A 17,651-nucleotide genomic window follows, 5' to 3' on the forward strand; every position below is an offset into this window, starting at 1 on the left:
GAAAAAACCTCCCGGGCTAATATCCGGAAGGTTTGTATGGTAAAAGACGAAAATAGTAATTAATTCACTAAAACATCCTGAAGTTCCTCACTTTTCTGAAAACTTGCTTTTGCGAAAGGGCAGAGCGGAATGATCTTTTTTCCGTTTTTCCTGGCAAAACCTACTGCTGCCAGAAGCATTTCTTTGCCTACGCCTTTTCCGTTGTAAGCTTCTTCCACTTCAGTGTGGTCAATAATAAATCTTTCTTCTCCTGCCCAGGTATAGGTCATTATTCCTGCGCGTCTTCCATCTATGAAAGCTTCAAAACTTCCGTGTTTCTCGTCGTTGTTTTGTTTTACTTCGATCATGCTATGAGAATTTAGTTAGTATTTCTATGTCGTTGGTTAATATTTTGTGAACAGGGCAGGCATCCGCAATGGTATGAAGTCTTTTCATCTGCTCATCATCCAGATTGCCTTCAAAACTAATATCTCTTTTGAAAACAGCCCTTTTGGTTAGTGGAAAATTTTCAAGCTCTACCTCTACATTGATATTTTCTATATCCCATTCCTTTCTGTCAATATACATTCTTAAAGTAGCTGCTGTACAGCTTGCCAGTGAGGTTGCCAGAATTTCAAATGGATTGAAGCCTTTGTTCTGTCCTCCCTTGTCGATAGGTTCATCAGTAATGATCTGGTTTTCGCCGGCTGTTACCTCAGTATAATATTTTGTTTTTCCTAAAATTGCTTTTACGGTTACCGCCATTATTGCTTTGTATTGAATTTATAACTTAATGCTCCTGAAGGGCAATGGTCTATTTGGTTTTTAAGTTCTTCCGGAGTTGCGTTTTCTGCTTTTATCCAGGGTCTGTCTTTCGGATTATAGACTTTGGGAAGCATTTTTACGCAGACAGCCGAGTGGATACACTTCTGGGGTTGCCAGATGACAGTGATACTGCCGTTGGGATATTCATGTGTTTCCATATCAATTTTCTTTTAATGATTTTTCGATTCTTCGGTCCGGAATCAGCCATATAAGAGCCACGATATAATAAAAACCTATGGCAATATAAGGATAAAAAAATGAAACGGCGATTCCTAAAACATAAAATATGATTGAAATATATTCTTTGAGTTTAGAATGAATTGCTTCTTTCAACTGTGAATTCTCTCCCTCACAACGGATAATTACATGTTCCAGAACGGTGTAGGCAATGGCACTCATAATAAGTCCGACACCATAGGTCGCAACGGGGTTTTTAGCAAAATGAGTGGTTCCTATCCATTCCGTGGCAATAGGCATCAGTGAAAGCCAGAATAGCAGATGTAAATTGGCCCAAAGAATACTGCCGTCCACTTTTTTTACTGCCTGAAACAGATGATGGTGGTTGTTCCAGTAGATTCCTACATAAATAAAACTGAAAATATAAGCCAGGAATTTAGGCATAATGGGCTTGAGACTAGCCCAGCTGGTTCCTTCCGGTACTTTCAGTTCAAGGACCATGATGGTGATAATAATCGCTAAAACACCATCGCTGAATGCTTCCAGCCTCCCTTTAGTCATTGGTTTTTACCTGATTTTTAAAGTTTTCTATCTTCATTTTCAGCTCAGCAAGCATTTCAGGATTGATTACACCGCTTTCCAGATCAAAATTTTCGTAGAACTTGGAAAGGGAGAACGTTTCTTTGATATCCGCTCCGAACTGAGGGAAAAAGGTTTTGGCTGTATTCATCACATTTCCTCCGCCATAGCCTCCCGGAGAAGTGCTCATCAGCAGCATTGGTTTGTTCTGAAATACCTTTACATTAATCCTTGATGCCCAGTCGAAAACATTTTTAAAAGCAGCACTGTATGATCTGTTGTGCTCAGCAAGTGAACAAATGATCACATCACAGTCTTCAATTACTTTTAAAAAGTTGTGCGCTTCATCAGGGAAACCTTTCTTTTCAAGATCCACAGAAAAAACCGGCATACTGAAATCATTAAGATCAATTAAATTGATTTCCTCATTCTGAAAATCTTTCAGAACAAACTTTACCAGTTCCCTGTTGATGGAGGTGGAAGACGTACTTCCTGCAAATGCTAATATTTTCATGGTTTTTATAATCAGTTCCGGACTGAATTTATTTTCTGTTTAAAATGGCTTTGGGAAGAGGTACATATTCTTCTTCATCTCCCGGAACTAATGGAAACGCATCATGGTTCTGATCGTTCCAGTTGACTTTGGCCTGATCAATCATTTCCTTGTCAGAATTCACAAAATTCCAGAATATAAAACGTTCCTCATCAAAAGGTTCGCCTCCGAAAAGATAAACCGTTCCGTTTTCACTCATATCAAATTCACAAAGTTTTGTGTCTTTTGCGATCATCAGCTGTTTGGAACCATAAGAATTCCCATCAGTTGTCACTGTTCCGTCCAGAACGTACATCGCTGCTTCACCATACAAATCTTTACCAATGCTTATTTTCTTTGGCTCTTTGGTTTTGATCTCAATGAAAAATAATTTGCTGTGAACAGGAACTGCAGATTTTCTGCCGAAAGCCTCACCTGCAATTAATTTATACTGAATTCCGTCTTCTTCCCATACAGGAATTTCATCTGCTTCAATGTGATGGAAAGTAGGTTCTGTCTGTTCAAGATGTTTTGGAAGACCTACCCAGATCTGGAATCCATGAAGTCTTTTGTCACTGTGTCTTAAATATTCTGGGGTTCTTTCAGAGTGTACAACTCCTTTTCCTGCAGTCATCCAGTTCACGGCACCTGGTTTTATCTCAATGGCACTTCCGATGCTGTCTCTGTGAAAAATAGACCCTTCCAACAGATAGGTAAGGGTAGATAATCCGATATGCGGATGAGGCGGAACATCAAGATTCTGATAGTCTTTCAGTTCAGAAGGTCCCATATGATCAATAAAAACAAACGGGCCCACTGCTCTTTTTTCACGGAAAGGAAGAAGTCTTCCCACCAGGAAATTTCCTATATCTGCCGCTTTTTCTTCTATGATAAGTCCGATATTTGACATAATAAAGTAAAATATTTTTTTAGTTGTTTCTTAATGCCCTGTAAAAGTGTAATTAAAGTTTGTCGTATCCGTTAAATCTTTCATCTACGATGCGTTTCCATTCCGGGTGTTTCTGGATATAAGCAAAAACGTAAGGACAGTACGGAAGAAGCTTTTTTTCATGTTCTTCAATGTATATCAGGGTTTTTTCCACAACGGCTGCTGCGGCACCGGTTCCTGCAAGTTCAGGCTCAGCTTCTGTATGTACCAATGCAATCTGGTGCCCCATTTCACGGTAATCAATAAAAGCAAAATGTCCGTTTACTTCTATTTCAAATCTTTTGTCGGTTTTTACAAGGGGTATATTTTCAAATTCTGGTTTCATAATTTTGTAGTAAAGGGGAGTTATATAAATTTTTATCTGAAGACTAAACCTAACAGGTTTCTAAAACCTGTTAGGTTTGCCAATTATATGTTTACTCTAACATGATATAAAGTTAGTAAAAAAGGAATAATCAAAGATTAAGATAAATTTAAATCTGTTAATCTTCCAGATAACCGAATTTTCCGGTATTGAAGTCTTCAAAAGCCTGCATGATTTCTTCTCTGGAATTCATGACAAAAGGTCCGTGAGGATAGATCGGTTCATTAATCGGCTCGCCGCTGATGATCAGCACCGTTGAATTTTCCTGAGCTTCAATGCTGAAAGTTTCCCCTTCATTTTTAAATAAAACAAAGTGGTCAGCAGTAACTTTTTCCTCTCCATTTACGGTAATGCTTCCTTCAATAACCAGAGCTGCCGTATTAAAATGAGCAGGAAAGCTGAATTCTGCTTTTCCGCCTGCGTTTAATTTGGCATTCATCATATTCACCGGGGTAAATGTTTCAGCAGGACCAGTATGCCCATTATATTCTCCCGCAATAATTTCCACAAGTCCGTTATCACCCAGATCTACACGCTCCATTGCTGAATTTTCTATCGCCTGGTATTTCGGATTACTCATTTTATCTTTGGCAGGGAGGTTTACCCACAGTTGTACCATCTGAAAAATTCCTCCTTTTTTAGACCATTCTGTTTCATGATATTCTTTGTGAAGAACTCCTTTTGCAGCGGTCATCCACTGTACGTCACCTTCGCCGATAATTCCGCCGCCGCCGGCACTGTCATGATGCTCTACCTTTCCCTGATAAGCTATGGTTACAGTTTCAAAGCCTCTGTGCGGGTGAACGCCTACACCTCTTGGTCTTTCAGAACCGTTAAAGTGAAACTTTGAATTGTAATCCAGCATAATGAAAGGATCCATTCTCTTCATATCCAGTCTGCTTGCGCCCGGAATAAAATTATGAACTCTAAAACCGTCGCCTACAAAATGCGCAGGTCTTGGAGATACTACGATTTCTACCTGTTTAGTTGTCATAATATTGTTGATTTATATAACAAAAGTACGACAGGCAAAATCCGGGTGCATTGATCTGTGATAAGTTCGGAAGAAAACAGATCAACAAGAGAAAAGTATTCACAAAGATCTTAAAATTAGTCCTCTAGGAATATGAAGCTCTTATGCTTCAAAGCAATATTAAAAATACATTTATTATTCTTCCTTCGATTTCATATTCTTTCCATCCGAAATATGCAATCTCCTGAAAACAAATCCCGATAAAATAGTAAGTATTCCTACAGTAAGGAACGTATATCTGAAGGCATTATGGGTTTCCCCTTTGATGAGGTCTGAACTTTCAAAAAGTTTTAAAACGATCAGTCCGAAAGCAATTCCGAAGCCGATAGCAAGCTGCTGGTTGACAGATATTAATGAATTTCCGCTGCTGGTCTGAAAATTCCTGAGGTCTGCAATAGAAATGGTATTCATTGAGGTAAACTGGATAGAGTTGAAAAATCCCAATACCGCAATAATAGGGACAAACCAATATAAAGAAGTATGAATATCCGGAATGGCAAGAAGACAGATCAGGGTTCCGATGATGAAGGTATTCACCATTAAGGTCTGGCGATAGCCGTAACGATCCAGAATTTTAATGACGGATGATTTTCCGAATATAGCGGTTAAAGCCATGGGAGCAATAATCCATCCGGAAGTAACCGCCGATTGTTTATAGGCAATCTGAATCATGAGCGGTAAAAGCAATGGAACAGAGCTGATCCCCAAACGGGTGGCCAGATTTCCTACAATTCCTACTCTGAAAGTTCTTACCTGAAATAAGTTTAAAGGGAAAATAGGATTTCCGTCTCTTTTGGCATGTTTGTAATAATAGTAAAGAAATAAAAATCCAAGGATGAAGACTAAAAGGACCGGGCTTATGTTCTGGATATCCCCGAAAAGTTCCAGGGAAATTGAAAGCAGGAGAGAAGCGGCTGCAAAAATTAAAAAACCTTTAAGGTCGAAGTCTACATCATCAGACTTATAGTTAGGCATAAATTTTAAGCCCAAAATAATTCCTAAAACTCCGATCGGAATATTGATCAGGAAGATCCAGTGCCACGAAAGGTAATCTACCATATAGCCTCCTACCAACGGTCCAAGTACAGGTCCTATCAATGCTGGAATAATGGCAAAATTCATGGCTTTAAGCAGCTCGCTCTTGTCAAACGTTTTAATCAGGGCCAGCTTGCCTACCGGAGTCATCAGACTTCCGCCAATCCCCTGAATAACTCTTGAAATAACCAGATGGGTGAGGTTTTGGGAAAGTGAACAGAATAAAGATCCCAGACTGAAAAGCACCAGGGAAAATATAAATACCTTTCTGGTTCCGAACCGGTCTGCTAAAAATCCGCTGGCAGGCATAAAAACGGCTAATGTTAAAACATAGCTGATAATAGCGTTCTGCATATTCAACGGAGATTCATTGAGGTCTTTGGCAATGGATGGGAGAGAAGTATTCAGAATTGTGGAATCCAGCATCTGCATGAAAATAGCAGTGGCCAGAATGAATGGGAGGATTTTCTTTATGCTTGTTTGTTGCGGGCTTAATTCTGTCATGATGTACAGGCTGAAATGTTCAAAAGCTTTCAGACTTATTTATTTTGAAGACACTACTTGCTTTAAGTGATTTGATCTTTAGATAAAGAATTTCCTATAAAATTAAAAAAGTCCTGTGAATTTTCACAGGACTTTTCAATTTATTTTCTAGGTTTTTCTACTCCTTTCCATTCGTCGCCGGCTTTTCTGTACTGGCTTAAGATGTAAGTTTTGAAATCCTTTGTTTTGTATTCAATATTATCAGTGTTTTGTTCAAACGGCATAATGTAATAGTAATCAACATCCGTTTTGTCTGATTTGTTTCCTTTTTTTACAGTAGGAACATACTTAGAGAATTTATAGCTTGGAAGATATTGTCTTAATCTTGTATAGAAAGCTTTATCTTCTTTTTCATTAGGAATAATATCAACGATATTGAAATCATCTTTTTTCTTGTCGATCCAAAGATAGTACGTTTTTTCCTCGCCTAAATTTCTGTTGTAAGAATTGAATGCAAACAGTTCTTTAGGAACCAGCTCTTTGATCTTTTCAGGATCTACCTTAGTGTAATATTGTCCTTTAGACGGATCTACATAGGTTTCAAGGTTGTACATCAATACAGAATTGTTGGTGAAATTCTTGTTCTTGAAATATTGATTTAGAGACAATTCAGCTGTTGCTCTGAGCTCTTTTCCTCTTTCATCTAATTTTTTAGTAGGGTTCTGAGGATTTACCTTTTTTACAAACTCATATAAAACAGCCGGTTTTACATCTTTAAGGTGAGGATAGGTTTTAAGTTCCTCAGCTTTTGCCAGCCAGTAAAACTGCTGATAGAAGTCGTCCTTATCAGAATCCTTTACACTTTTATAAGCCAAAGCAAGCTTTTTTGAATTTAAGTATTTGCCGTATTTTCCCTGTCCAAAAGCAAAACTGATGGATAGTAAGGCAAATAAAACAGTAAGATTTCTTCTCATTTTTTTATAATTGATATTTTCGTTTTCCAAATATAATTATTTATTAGATATTATTTTTGATTGTCAGTTAAATTCTGTGGATATTATTGTTGGTAATTCAAAAGAAAATCCTGTATTGCTACAGGATTGATAATTATAACTTTGAAGATTAGGCAGGTAGAAGTGAGAAATATGTTATACTGATTAATGTCAATAGTGAATTTTTGCTACGCAAAGTCAATGGTGAATAACAGTCTTCATAAATTCATAAGTGCTACGAATTGACTATTCACACTTCACCCATTCATTATTCATAAGAAGTTTCATGCACTTTAACCGCTCTTCCGCTTGGGTCATTCATTTTCTTGAAAGCTTCATCCCATTCTAAAGCAATAGGAGTGGAGCAGGCTACTGAAGGAACAGACGGAACTGTAGCTGCTGCCGTTTCACTTGGAAAATGTTCTTCGAAAATAGTTCTGTAGCGGTATTCTTCTTTATTCTGAGGGGTGTTGAGCGGAAATCTGAATCTTGCGCTGGCCATCATTTCATCGGTGACTTCTTTTTCTGCTATTTCTTTCAGAGTGTCAATCCACGAATATCCTACACCATCAGAAAACTGTTCTTTCTGTCTCCATACAATAGAGTCAGGAAGAATATCTTCAAAAGCTTTTCTCAATACCCATTTTTCAATTTTTCCTTCAGAAGTGTTGATCATTTTATCCTGAGGATTAACAGCCATGGCAATATCCATAAATTCTTTGTCCAGGAAAGGTACCCTGCCTTCAATTCCCCAGCTCATTAAGGCTTTATTGGCTCTTAAACAGTCATAAAGATGAAGCTTGCTCAGTTTTCTTACGGTTTCATCATGGAATTCTTTAGCATTCGGGGCTTTATGAAAATACAGATAACCTCCAAACAATTCATCAGAACCCTCGCCTGAAAGAACCATTTTGATCCCCATAGACTTAATCACTCTTGCCAGAAGATACATTGGGGTAGAAGCTCTGATGGTTGTTACATCATACGTTTCCAGATGATAGATTACGTCACGTACAGCATCCAGCCCTTCCTGAACAGTAAAGTTTACTTCATGGTGCACGGAACCGATGTGTTCCGCTGCTTTTTTTGCTGCAGCCAGATCGGGTGATCCTACCAGTCCTACTGCAAAACTGTGAAGTCTTGGATACCATGCTTCCTGCGTATCGCCGCTTTCAATTCTTTGTCTTGCAAATTTTGCAGTGATGGCAGAAATAACAGAAGAATCTAATCCTCCGGAAAGAAGTACGCCATAAGGAACATCACTCATCAGCTGTCTGTGTACAGCATCTTCAAGCCCTTTTCTGAGTATGGCAATATCTGTTTTGTTGTCTTTTACATGATCAAAGCTTTCCCAGTCTCTTGTGTACCACTTTTGAAGTTCAGAACCGTCCGGGCTGTAAACCAGATGTCCGGGAAGAAACGTTTCAATGGTTTTACAGATGCCTTCGAGGGCTTTTAGCTCAGAAGCTACATAATAGTTTCCGTTTTTATCCCATCCCTGGTAAAGAGGGCAGATTCCCATATGGTCGCGGGCGATAAGGTAGATGCCGTTTTCTATATCATAAAGAGCAAAGGCAAAGATCCCGTTCAGTTTCTCAAGAAAGTCCTTTCCGTATTTTCTGTACAGAGCAAGGATTACTTCACAATCAGACTGGGTCTGGAATTCAAAATCAGTAAACTCTTCCTTTAGTTCTCTGTGGTTGTAGATTTCGCCATTTACCGCTAAAACTACTTTTTCGTCTTTGGTAAACAAAGGCTGTTTTCCGGAAGCCGGATCTACGATAGCCAGTCTTTCATGAGAAAAGATCACGTTATCATCCTGAAACACGCCGCTCCAGTCCGGACCTCTGTGACGGATTTTTTTTGACATTTCCAGAACCTGAGGTCTTAATATTTCGGTTTTTTGTTTGGCATCAAACAAACATACAATTCCGCACATTTTTTATCATATTTTATTTGAAACAAAAGTAAAGGTGATGTTTAAAAATAACAATAAAAAATGAATAAAAGTTAATATTTTTAATCAATTAATTTATTTTTATGAAAAATATTAACTATAAAGATTAATTGTGATGTATTTGATTAATATTTTTCGTTTTCATAGACTTCACCGTATACTCTATACAAAATAAAAATGAGATAATTATTAATATATGGTAATTTATTATATGAATTTTAGCCCTTACTTTGTGGCTCGAAATAATTTTTTTTCATCATTTGTGTTTTTACCTTCTTGCAATTCTCTTTGCAAGAAGGTTTTGTTTTATTGGGACCCTAGTAAAACCCCTGAAACGTTCCAGGAACTGAAGCTTGTTCCTTCTGTAGCACCCTGTGGAATTTTTACCTGTATCGTATGTTTGCCGGCTTTCAGATCGCCGAGAGAAATAAAATTAGGATTGGTAACCGTTCCCGGACACCAGTTGGATCTGCTGAGGTCGGATGAAGAAAGACCATCAGGAAAATTACCGGAAGCAGGATTGTAAAGGCGGTAAGATCCGCAGTCTGCTCTCCATGGGATGAAAGAGAAGGTCATTTTTCCGTCCATCCAGATAGAATTGGGTTTAGGAACAAACTCATCCCCGTTTTCCCAGCCTCCATGTCCTGTTGTTGTAAAGCGGAGCTGGGCATTTTTCAGGTCTTTCTTTAAAGTAAACTCCACAAAAAGACCTTTGTCTTTGTCAAACATTGTAGAATAGTCCTGTCCGGCCATTTCCATAATGTTTAATGTATTGAAAAGAGGAATAACCGTATTGTTTTTATAAACCGTCTGATCACTGTTGTGAATCGTAATTTCAAGACTTACCTTGTGGCCGCCTTTATCGTAATTGCCTATAAAAGCACCTACCCATAATTCTTTTTCAGAAAGAGAAGGTTTCAGTTCCGTAATATCCTGACGGAAAGGGCTGATCGTCTGCCAGTCTTTTCCTTTGAGTTGAATATGATTAAACTTCTGAATTCCGAAAGAGGTGAAGAAGCGCATCATTTCTACTGCTGGATTATAGTTTTCGTCAGCTGCCACTCCATAATATTGCTTTCCGTTTCCGTTGTCATAAGCCGGAAGTGTTTTAGCTCCCTTTTCCAATCCGTCAAAAAAAGAAACGGATTTATCCTGTGGAATGAAGAATACGGTTCCGGTTCTGTCATACGCATCCCCGTTGGACTGTTGCTTCAGTTCTACAAAGATACTTTCACCTTCTTTGATGGCGGGAAACTTTATTTTTTTCAGAATAATAGTTCCGTTGGCGAATTTCTTTACGTTTTCATTGGACTTGGATTCATCTGAAAAATTGATGGTTTCATTTTCAAAAACTTTCAATATCGTGAAGCGGCTTTTCCAGAGAAGGTCTTTATAGCCTAAAAGATCAGTAGTCTGTACAGATCCTTTGATGATCTGGTCAATATCTGTTTTCTTTACCTTTTTAATGGAACTTGCTGTCACCAGTGAATTTTTATTTCTCTCAACTTCCAGAACAAGCCCTAAATTCTGCCCGAGAACAGAAGGGCCACCATTGATTTTTAAATCATTTGTGTACCAAACTTCAATGGTATTGGAGTTGATTTTAGTGACCGCCTTTTTACAGGTGTAGCCTAATATTTTTTTAGTTTCATCAGTCATTTCAAAAGTCTGCTTTTTCACAGATTCCGTATCGGAAGAAGAAATAGTTTCTCCCGGTTTCAGAAATGCATAAGAGACAATAGTATTGGAAGGCTTTTCCACTTTGGTGATCTCAAAAGGGTAGCTGCTCTTCTGTGCCCGGATAGTCTGGTTCAGAATGAAATTTTCTTTCTCATTGGCCCACACGAGGGTAGGAGGTTGATCAGATACGACCTTTCCGTTATAGGAACTGGTGTACTGAATTTCATAGGTCTGTGCAGAGATCAGACAGAATAAAAAGAGAGTGAAGAAGCTTAATACAGTTCTTTTATACATAATGACATAGTTTTCTATAAAGATAAATAGACTTTACAGGTTTAAAAATAAAACAGTTACCCTGATTAATGAGTAGAGATTGAATGTTCTGATGTTACATAAAAGCTTTAAAAAACAAAAAAACTACCCTGAAAATAGAGTAGTTTATATATTGTATTGATAAATCTGGTTTACGAAACTCTTTCGATCAATGCCATATAGAATCCGTCGTATCCTGTACTTGGCATCACCTTTTCATCCTTGATCATCTTGAATCCAGGGTTGTTTTTAAGGAATTCTTCTACCTGTAGATTATTCTCTGAAGGAAGGATGGAACAGGTTGCATATACCATTTTTCCGCCTTTTTTAAGCATCTTGGAATAATCCTGAAGAATCTGCTGCTGTTCTTTTTTAATTCTGTCGATGAAATCCTGATCAATTTTCCATTTGCTGTCTGGGTTTCTTTTTAAAACGCCCAGTCCTGAACATGGAGCATCAATCAGAAGACGGTCTGCTTTTTCATGAAGGCGTTTGATTACTTTATTGTCAGAAATCATACGGGTCTCAATATTGTGAGCTCCGGCTCTTTTGGCGCGGCGTTTCAGCTCGGCAAGCTTCCATTCAAAAATATCTAAAGCGATGATCTGTCCTTTGTTTCCCATTAATGCAGCAAGGTGAAGGGTCTTTCCTCCGGCTCCTGCACATGCATCCACCACTCTCTGGCCTTCTTTTACATCAAGGAAATACCCGATCTTCTGTGACGAAGCATCCTGAACTTCAAATAATCCTTCTTTGAAAGCCGTGGTAAGAAATACGTTTTTCTTTTCCTCCAGCTGTACGGCATCCGGATAATTTTTAATCGGATAGGAAACAACGTTCTCATCAGCAAGATCAGAAATCAGCTCTTTGGTTGATGTTTTTAAAGTATTGGTTCTTAAAACAGTCGGAGCCTGCTCGTTCAGGGCGTGCATTTCTTTTTCCCAGTTGGAGCCCAGTTCTTTTTCTAAAGTTTCAGCCAGCCATTCAGGGATAGAATGTTCAATAGCTTTGGTAGGAACTGTATTTTTTTTAAGCTTGGTAAGAATATCTGCGATTTTTATTCCGTCAAATTCTTCAAACTTTTTATAATTGGTCTTGCTCCAAAGCAGATAAGCAAGGATAAGTTTGTAAATGTTGTTGGGTTTTACCCCTTCCCCCATATAATATTCAAGACGTCTTTTCCAACGGATAATATTATAGAAGATCTCAGAAACAACGGCTCTGTCCTGGCTTCCCCATTTTTTATTAGCTTTTAAAAGCCTTTCGATTACTTTATCGGCATATTTGTTTTTCTCGAAAAATGTTTCCTGCAAAGCATCGTGAATTCCGATCGCCAGGTTTCTGTGAATAAGTTCCATAATTGGGTCTGCTGTTTTGAATCTGCAAAAGTACGATTTTTAAATGAGAAGCTGTACAATGAAAATAAGTGCTTTTCAATCGTCTGATTTTTCCAGTACAATCTGAAATCCTTCCTTGTCATATCGTAAGATCTGCTCTTCAGGAATTCTTTTATGTTTTAGAATATAGGAAGGAAAGTGATTCCCGAATAAAATAATTTTACGGTCACTGACTTTGGTAATTCCGTAAGCAATAGTTTTTTTATTGTGCTGAATTTCCAGCCAGAAATCCCGGATACGATAATCTTCCGAAAATTCACATTGAGTAGAAGAGAAAACAAGTGTTCCATTATCATTGATTTCAACAGCTGCATTTTTATCTAATGCACATTGTTCATCACGATAATCAAAAGGGAAAAAATCAAAAGGCTGGTTCATTATTTTCCACTTTCCCACCAGATATTGATCTTTATCACCCAGCATTTTTTGTTTTTTACATCCGATGGACAGCAATAACCATAAAAAGCATAAATATCTCATGGTTGAAAATTTTAATTAAAAATATTAAAAAATTAACTTTGTAAAAAATTAAAAATATGAGTGATACTGTACTTTGTCCGAAATGCAGCTCTGAATTTACTTATCCGAGCGATAATATGATGGTGTGTTCCCAGTGTTTCTACGAGTGGAACCCTGAAGAGACCGCCGCGGAGACCGCTAATGAAGGAAAGATTCTGGATTCTAACGGAAATGAACTTTTGGATGGGGATTCTGTGGTGGTAATCAAGGATCTTCCGGTAAAAGGTGTTCCAAAGCCGGTAAAAGCCGGAACAAAAGTGAAAAATATACGTCTTCGCCCGGGAAGCGATCATAATATTGACTGTAAAATTGATGGTTTTGGTGCTATGGCTCTGAAATCAGAGTTTGTAAAGAAAGCGTAATGCCGCTGGCTTTTGGCGGCTGGTAATTGGATTTTAATAAAAGATAAAAGAAATTATCCGAACTGCTTTTTATTTTTTTGCCACTAATGCACTAATAATAATGATTCGTGTATTAGTGGCAGAAAAATTTAATCGCAAAGCCAAACAAAGAATACATAATAATTGAGTGTAAAGGCGTAAACTCAACAAATCAATACAAAGCTTAATAAGAGGAATCGCTTTTGCTTATCTTAATTTTTTAAGATTAGTCCAAAAACTATTTGTGGTAAGCGCATAAAAAAAGGAAAGAATTGGACAGTGTAATCTTTCAAAGACTTAATTGCAAAGAGCTGCTAATGTCCGTCTTAAGGCAGAAAGAGAATTAACCAAAAATTTCCTTATGCTGTGTGAATACAAATGTAGGAAAAAGTTTCAAAATCAGCTTCCTGTATTGGTGTTTTTTTATCCACAAACTAACAATAAGTATAAGATAATCTTTGGGTTATGAGAAGTGTAGGGAATAAATAGTCGGATTTTTAACCCAATGAAATACCAATAGTTCCTGTTATCTTTTCGTCAGTATACATCACCATTTCCTTATCTTTTACCCTGATCTTATTCCAGTAATGGGTTCCGGCAAACCTGCTTTCAAGAACTTTGGCTTCCAGTCCGTTTTCAGTGAGTTTTATTTCTTTAGGGTAATAAAAAGATTTTGAAAGCCGGAAAGTGGCAATCTCAGTTTCATCAAAAATATTCACTTCTCCGAAAAGTTTCGCAACATAAGAATTATAAGGATTTTTATAGGTTGCTTCAGGACCGTCATTCTGAATTAATCTTCCACCTTGAAGAATCACGATCTGATCAAGCCACGGCATAATGTCCTGAAGCTCATGCGTAGAAATAATCAGGGAGATTTTATGCTGTTTTACATATCTGAACAGTCTTTCACGAAGTTCTATTTTTCTTGGAAAATCCAGATTACTGAAAGGTTCATCTAAAATAAGCAGTTTAGGAAGTACAGAAAGAGCTCTTGCTATGGCTACTCTCTGTTGTTGGCCCCCGCTTAAATATTTAGGAAGGACATCGGCAAATTCCTGAAGTCCTACTACTTCCAGAAGTTCTAGGACAATTTCTTTTTTCTGGGCTAAATTGATATTAGAAATAAATTTCCCTACATTTTCCGCAACGGTAGCATAGGGCATAAGGTCAAAATTTTGGGCAACGAATTTCATTTCTGCTTCTCCGGGAACAAGGTTGCCTTTTGGGCCCAGAAGATGGGTTTCATTAAAAATAATTTCACCGCTTTCCCAATCCAGAAGTCCGTAAATAAGACTTAGAAGAGTAGATTTTCCGCAACCGCTTTCTCCTGCCAGAGCAATGATTTTACCTTCCTCAAATCTCAGATTAAGGTTCTGAAACAGCGGTTTTTCTTTGGTATGGGAGAAGTATAAATTGTTTATTTCTAATAGCATATTACAAATGTAAGGTTTTTATGAAAACATAATTTTTTTTATTATATTAGCAGAAGTAATAAAAATGTATCAAAAAATGAGAAAAAAACTGTTTTCATTAGCTATTCCCGCTTTATTTATCGCTGCTGTAGCGGTTTCTTGTAAAAAAGACAAGCCTCTTACAAGCGAAAGTAATGAAGTGACGACTACTAAAGACGGAAGCCAGTATACACTGGATACACTGAACAGTAAAGTGGAATGGAAAGGATATAAAGTATTCAAGTCGGAAAATACAAGCCATTTTGGAACCATAAAATTTGAAAGTGGTGATGTGACGGTAAAAGACGGAAAGCTTGAAAGCGGAAAATTTGTTGCTGATATGAACTCTTTAACCTCTGTAGATTTAAAAGATGATGCAGAAAGTTTAGGTAAATTAAACGGACATCTTAAGAGCGGGGATTTCTTTGAAGTAGAAAAATTTCCAACCTCCTCTTTTGAAATTACAAAAGTGGCGCCTACTACTGAAGGGGATTATAATACTTTATTAGATGGTAATTTAACGATCAAAGGAATTACAAAACCGGTTCAGTTTAAAGCTAATGTTTCTATAAAAGATGGAGAAGTAAGTGTTGCTACTGAGCCTAAGGATATCAAAAGAGAAGAGTTTGGAGTAAAATTCCAGGCCCCTGCTGAAAACGGAGTGATTAAAGATGAGGTAACCCTTCAGATCAACGTTAAAGCTTTAGAAAAGAAATAATTTTTTTATTTAAGTGAAATAAGTGATTGAAGTCTGCCTCCGAAAAAGGGGCAGATTTTTTTATGACAGATTCATTATTAAACTTAAAAACCGTATTTTTGCAAAACATTTTGAAAGGGTAAAACAATGATAGAAAAGATAGAAGAACTACTTACCGAGGTAAACGGCTTCAATGCCACATCAAAGGAGGAAATAGAAAACTTCCGAATCAAGTACAATGGGAAGAAAGGGGTTCTGAATGATTTTTATGAAACATTAAAGACAATTCCTAACGACCAGAAAAAAGATTTCGGACAGAAAATTAATACTTTGAAGCTGGCCGTTAACGGAAAACTGGAAGATCTGAAAGAAGCTTCCCAGTCTTCAATTATTGTTGAAAAAGAAGATCTTACAAGACCTGCTTTTCCTTTGGATTTGGGGTCAAGACATCCGATCAACCTGGTAAAAAACAGAATTATCGAAATTTTTAAGTCGATAGGTTTTGCTGTAGCCGATGGTCCTGAAATAGAAGACGACTGGCACAACTTTACAGCATTGAATCTTCCTGAATACCATCCGGCAAGAGATATGCAGGATACTTTCTTCATTGAGCAGAACCCTGATATTCTTTTAAGAACGCATACATCTTCTGTACAGATCCGTTATATGGAAGAAAACCAGCCGCCTATCAGAATTTTGTCTCCGGGAAGAGTGTTCAGAAATGAAGCGGTTTCTTCACGTTCACACTGTATTTTCCATCAGATTGAAGGATTATATATTGATGAAAACGTAAGCTTTGCAGATCTTAAGCAGACCATTCAGTTCTTCACTACAGAACTTTTCGGAAAATCAAAGATCAGAATGAGACCTTCGTATTTCCCGTTCACAGAACCGAGTGCTGAGATTGATGTATATTGGGGATTAAACTCTGAAACAGATTATAGAATCACCAAAGGTACAGGATGGCTTGAGATCATGGGATGCGGAATGGTAGACCCTGCCGTACTGAAAAATGTGAATATCGATGCTGAGAAATATTCAGGATATGCTTTCGGGATGGGTATTGAAAGAATCGTAATGCTTCTTTATCAGATGAGCGACATCCGAATGTTCTTTGAAAATGATATCAGAACTTTAGAACAGTTTAAAACATTATAAAAAATCAAACCTCCGGAATTTCCGGAGGTTTTTGTTTTTAATTACTGACCTAAGAAACAAAACGTAATTAAAAACGATCTTATTGAAAAATTACAACGTGTTTTTTTAAGGCTTCCGGGAAAAGCAACTTCTCCCGGCTCTTATTATTAAGACAATCGTCTTTCGCAAAATATTACATCCGGAATAAAAAAATGTCTGTAAAATTTTACAGACATTTTTTATAAAAAGTTACTCCTTTTATTTGGTAAACTTTAAAGGGTACTTTACATTTTTGTAATCATCGATACTTGCTTTCAGAGAGCCTACAGCCAGTTCAGCTTTCAATAACATAGGAACATGGTTGGCATCATTGGAAACCCACATCGTAACACCTTCTTTTTCCTTAAAAACTCTTCCGCTTTTTACGGACGGGATAATTTTCAGGCAGTTGATTTTCCCGAATTTTGTTTTCAGATCTTCTGTTCCGGTTACTTTCAGCTGGAAAGGGAACATTTCATCATCAATCCATACATTCATATTGATAACAGTGCCTACTTTCAGCTCACTGGGGCTTTTGCTTCTCAGATAATAAAAGCAGGAAAGCATATCCTGAACTCCTTTTACCGATTTAATCACTTTTGAACCGTTGGCCGGAGTTTTCTTATCCGTTAAGATCAAAGTATTATCGTTATGATTGAAAACAGTTTCAAAATGCTGGCGGTAGCTGCCTTCACGTACATTTCTTACATAAAAACTCGGCAGGCCGGTATGTATATTAATAAAGCTTTCATACAGATCTTCTACCTTAAAGAATGCCTTTACGGCACCCGTGGTTTGCCCTGTACCTTTCACATACAGATGGGGAACTCCCATATAGTTTGTGGTTTTGGTGGTAAGATTAGCTGTTCCGGCATTCAGGATGCCATAATGTATTCTGAGGGTAATAGATTCACCATCAGCGATATTATCAACCTGAGCATGGCCCAAAAAGAACAGGAATACTGCAAAAAGATTTAAAATTTTCTTCATGATATGACTTTTACAAAAACACTGCCAAATTTAAAAATACCGGATCTTTGAAGGTATTTGATAAATCTCAGGTTTTTATTTAGAATCAATTAAATATGCTTCGCATTAAAATTAGTAAATTTGCAGTTATATGTATAATTAAAT

Annotated in this window: 19 protein-coding genes; 3 read left to right on the forward strand and 16 right to left on the reverse strand. The window is 37.4% G+C overall.

The genetic code is table 11. The features are described from left to right. Positions 1–59 precede the first annotated feature (59 nt). The 14 genes from FW768_RS20050 to FW768_RS20115 form a co-directional block, all read right to left on the reverse strand. Positions 60–347, reverse strand: coding sequence for a GNAT family N-acetyltransferase (locus tag FW768_RS20050; RefSeq protein WP_185152015.1), 288 nt, complete (start codon positions 345–347; stop codon positions 60–62). Between the two features lies 1 nt (position 348). Then, positions 349–744, reverse strand: coding sequence for an OsmC family protein (locus FW768_RS20055; protein WP_153398434.1), 396 nt, complete (start codon positions 742–744; stop codon positions 349–351). Continuing rightward, positions 744–962, reverse strand: a complete 219-nt coding sequence (locus FW768_RS20060) for a (4Fe-4S)-binding protein (protein WP_153398436.1) — start codon at positions 960–962, stop codon at positions 744–746. The genes FW768_RS20055 and FW768_RS20060 overlap by 1 nt, the downstream gene beginning before the upstream one ends. Before the next feature lies 1 nt (position 963). Beyond that, on the reverse strand, positions 964–1,542 hold the full coding sequence (locus tag FW768_RS20065; RefSeq protein WP_153398438.1) for a TMEM175 family protein: 579 nt from the start codon (positions 1,540–1,542) through the stop codon (positions 964–966). Beyond that, positions 1,535–2,074 (reverse strand): NADPH-dependent FMN reductase, encoded by a 540-nt coding sequence (locus FW768_RS20070; protein ID WP_153398440.1) that lies wholly within the window; start codon positions 2,072–2,074, stop codon positions 1,535–1,537. The genes FW768_RS20065 and FW768_RS20070 overlap by 8 nt, the downstream gene beginning before the upstream one ends. A gap of 28 nt (positions 2,075–2,102) precedes the next feature. Then, on the reverse strand, positions 2,103–3,002 hold the full coding sequence (locus tag FW768_RS20075) for a pirin family protein (RefSeq protein WP_062701075.1): 900 nt from the start codon (positions 3,000–3,002) through the stop codon (positions 2,103–2,105). Between the two features lie 52 nt (positions 3,003–3,054). After that, positions 3,055–3,366, reverse strand: a complete 312-nt coding sequence (locus FW768_RS20080; RefSeq protein ID WP_153398442.1) for a GNAT family N-acetyltransferase — start codon at positions 3,364–3,366, stop codon at positions 3,055–3,057. A gap of 157 nt (positions 3,367–3,523) precedes the next feature. Beyond that, positions 3,524–4,399, reverse strand: a complete 876-nt coding sequence (locus FW768_RS20085; protein WP_153398444.1) for a pirin family protein — start codon at positions 4,397–4,399, stop codon at positions 3,524–3,526. Between the two features lie 174 nt (positions 4,400–4,573). After that, the gene (locus FW768_RS20090; protein WP_153398446.1) at positions 4,574–5,977 is read right to left on the reverse strand and encodes an MFS transporter; all 1,404 of its coding nucleotides are present in this window, start codon (positions 5,975–5,977) and stop codon (positions 4,574–4,576) included. Positions 5,978–6,117: 140 nt separating this feature from the next. Further along, a complete protein-coding gene (locus tag FW768_RS20095) occupies positions 6,118–6,930 on the reverse strand; it encodes a hypothetical protein (RefSeq protein ID WP_153398448.1) in 813 nt (270 codons plus the stop codon). Between the two features lie 286 nt (positions 6,931–7,216). Further along, the gene (gene asnB, locus FW768_RS20100) at positions 7,217–8,887 is read right to left on the reverse strand and encodes an asparagine synthase B (protein ID WP_153398450.1); all 1,671 of its coding nucleotides are present in this window, start codon (positions 8,885–8,887) and stop codon (positions 7,217–7,219) included. Positions 8,888–9,211: 324 nt separating this feature from the next. Further along, positions 9,212–10,879: a GLPGLI family protein gene (locus tag FW768_RS20105; protein WP_153398452.1), complete on the reverse strand. Its 1,668-nt coding sequence runs from the start codon at positions 10,877–10,879 to the stop codon at positions 9,212–9,214. A gap of 170 nt (positions 10,880–11,049) precedes the next feature. Continuing rightward, on the reverse strand, positions 11,050–12,255 hold the full coding sequence (locus FW768_RS20110; protein WP_153398454.1) for an RsmB/NOP family class I SAM-dependent RNA methyltransferase: 1,206 nt from the start codon (positions 12,253–12,255) through the stop codon (positions 11,050–11,052). 75 nt (positions 12,256–12,330) lie between these two features. Beyond that, positions 12,331–12,774, reverse strand: a complete 444-nt coding sequence (locus tag FW768_RS20115) for a hypothetical protein (protein ID WP_153398456.1) — start codon at positions 12,772–12,774, stop codon at positions 12,331–12,333. Between the two features lie 56 nt (positions 12,775–12,830). Here FW768_RS20115 and FW768_RS20120 point away from each other — a divergent pair, with 56 nt between their 5' ends. Next, positions 12,831–13,175: a zinc ribbon domain-containing protein YjdM gene (locus FW768_RS20120; protein WP_153398458.1), complete on the forward strand. Its 345-nt coding sequence runs from the start codon at positions 12,831–12,833 to the stop codon at positions 13,173–13,175. Between the two features lie 515 nt (positions 13,176–13,690). Here FW768_RS20120 and FW768_RS20125 read toward each other — a convergent pair. Further along, positions 13,691–14,626, reverse strand: a complete 936-nt coding sequence (locus tag FW768_RS20125) for a sulfate/molybdate ABC transporter ATP-binding protein (protein WP_153398460.1) — start codon at positions 14,624–14,626, stop codon at positions 13,691–13,693. A 76-nt stretch (positions 14,627–14,702) separates the two neighbouring features. Here FW768_RS20125 and FW768_RS20130 point away from each other — a divergent pair, with 76 nt between their 5' ends. Next, positions 14,703–15,362: a YceI family protein gene (locus FW768_RS20130; protein WP_153398462.1), complete on the forward strand. Its 660-nt coding sequence runs from the start codon at positions 14,703–14,705 to the stop codon at positions 15,360–15,362. Positions 15,363–15,488: 126 nt separating this feature from the next. Further along, a complete protein-coding gene (pheS, locus tag FW768_RS20135; protein ID WP_153398464.1) occupies positions 15,489–16,499 on the forward strand; it encodes a phenylalanine--tRNA ligase subunit alpha in 1,011 nt (336 codons plus the stop codon). Positions 16,500–16,736: 237 nt separating this feature from the next. Here the strand turns inward: pheS and FW768_RS20140 are convergent, their stop codons facing one another. Beyond that, positions 16,737–17,507, reverse strand: coding sequence for a DUF3108 domain-containing protein (locus tag FW768_RS20140; RefSeq protein ID WP_153398466.1), 771 nt, complete (start codon positions 17,505–17,507; stop codon positions 16,737–16,739). Positions 17,508–17,651: the final 144 nt, after the last annotated feature.

This window comes from Chryseobacterium vaccae (assembly GCF_009602705.1).
GTDB lineage: Bacteria > Bacteroidota > Bacteroidia > Flavobacteriales > Weeksellaceae > Chryseobacterium > Chryseobacterium vaccae.

Excerpts from the sequence above, each read along its gene's own strand:
- FW768_RS20080 (WP_153398442.1), bottom strand. The coding sequence starts at position 3,366 with ATGAAACCAGAATTTGAAAATATACCCCTTGTAAAAACCGACAAAAGA.
- FW768_RS20085 (WP_153398444.1), bottom strand. The coding sequence starts at position 4,399 with ATGACAACTAAACAGGTAGAAATCGTAGTATCTCCAAGACCTGCGCAT.
- FW768_RS20115 (WP_153398456.1), bottom strand. The coding sequence starts at position 12,774 with ATGAGATATTTATGCTTTTTATGGTTATTGCTGTCCATCGGATGTAAA.
- FW768_RS20090 (WP_153398446.1), bottom strand. The coding sequence starts at position 5,977 with ATGACAGAATTAAGCCCGCAACAAACAAGCATAAAGAAAATCCTCCCA.
- FW768_RS20060 (WP_153398436.1), bottom strand. The coding sequence starts at position 962 with ATGGAAACACATGAATATCCCAACGGCAGTATCACTGTCATCTGGCAA.
- FW768_RS20110 (WP_153398454.1), bottom strand. The coding sequence starts at position 12,255 with ATGGAACTTATTCACAGAAACCTGGCGATCGGAATTCACGATGCTTTG.
- FW768_RS20065 (WP_153398438.1), bottom strand. The coding sequence starts at position 1,542 with ATGACTAAAGGGAGGCTGGAAGCATTCAGCGATGGTGTTTTAGCGATT.
- FW768_RS20130 (WP_153398462.1), top strand. The coding sequence starts at position 14,703 with ATGAGAAAAAAACTGTTTTCATTAGCTATTCCCGCTTTATTTATCGCT.
- FW768_RS20125 (WP_153398460.1), bottom strand. The coding sequence starts at position 14,626 with ATGCTATTAGAAATAAACAATTTATACTTCTCCCATACCAAAGAAAAA.
- FW768_RS20075 (WP_062701075.1), bottom strand. The coding sequence starts at position 3,002 with ATGTCAAATATCGGACTTATCATAGAAGAAAAAGCGGCAGATATAGGA.
- FW768_RS20105 (WP_153398452.1), bottom strand. The coding sequence starts at position 10,879 with ATGTATAAAAGAACTGTATTAAGCTTCTTCACTCTCTTTTTATTCTGT.
- FW768_RS20140 (WP_153398466.1), bottom strand. The coding sequence starts at position 17,507 with ATGAAGAAAATTTTAAATCTTTTTGCAGTATTCCTGTTCTTTTTGGGC.
- FW768_RS20050 (WP_185152015.1), bottom strand. The coding sequence starts at position 347 with ATGATCGAAGTAAAACAAAACAACGACGAGAAACACGGAAGTTTTGAA.
- FW768_RS20070 (WP_153398440.1), bottom strand. The coding sequence starts at position 2,074 with ATGAAAATATTAGCATTTGCAGGAAGTACGTCTTCCACCTCCATCAAC.
- FW768_RS20055 (WP_153398434.1), bottom strand. The coding sequence starts at position 744 with ATGGCGGTAACCGTAAAAGCAATTTTAGGAAAAACAAAATATTATACT.
- pheS (WP_153398464.1), top strand. The coding sequence starts at position 15,489 with ATGATAGAAAAGATAGAAGAACTACTTACCGAGGTAAACGGCTTCAAT.
- asnB (WP_153398450.1), bottom strand. The coding sequence starts at position 8,887 with ATGTGCGGAATTGTATGTTTGTTTGATGCCAAACAAAAAACCGAAATA.
- FW768_RS20095 (WP_153398448.1), bottom strand. The coding sequence starts at position 6,930 with ATGAGAAGAAATCTTACTGTTTTATTTGCCTTACTATCCATCAGTTTT.
- FW768_RS20120 (WP_153398458.1), top strand. The coding sequence starts at position 12,831 with ATGAGTGATACTGTACTTTGTCCGAAATGCAGCTCTGAATTTACTTAT.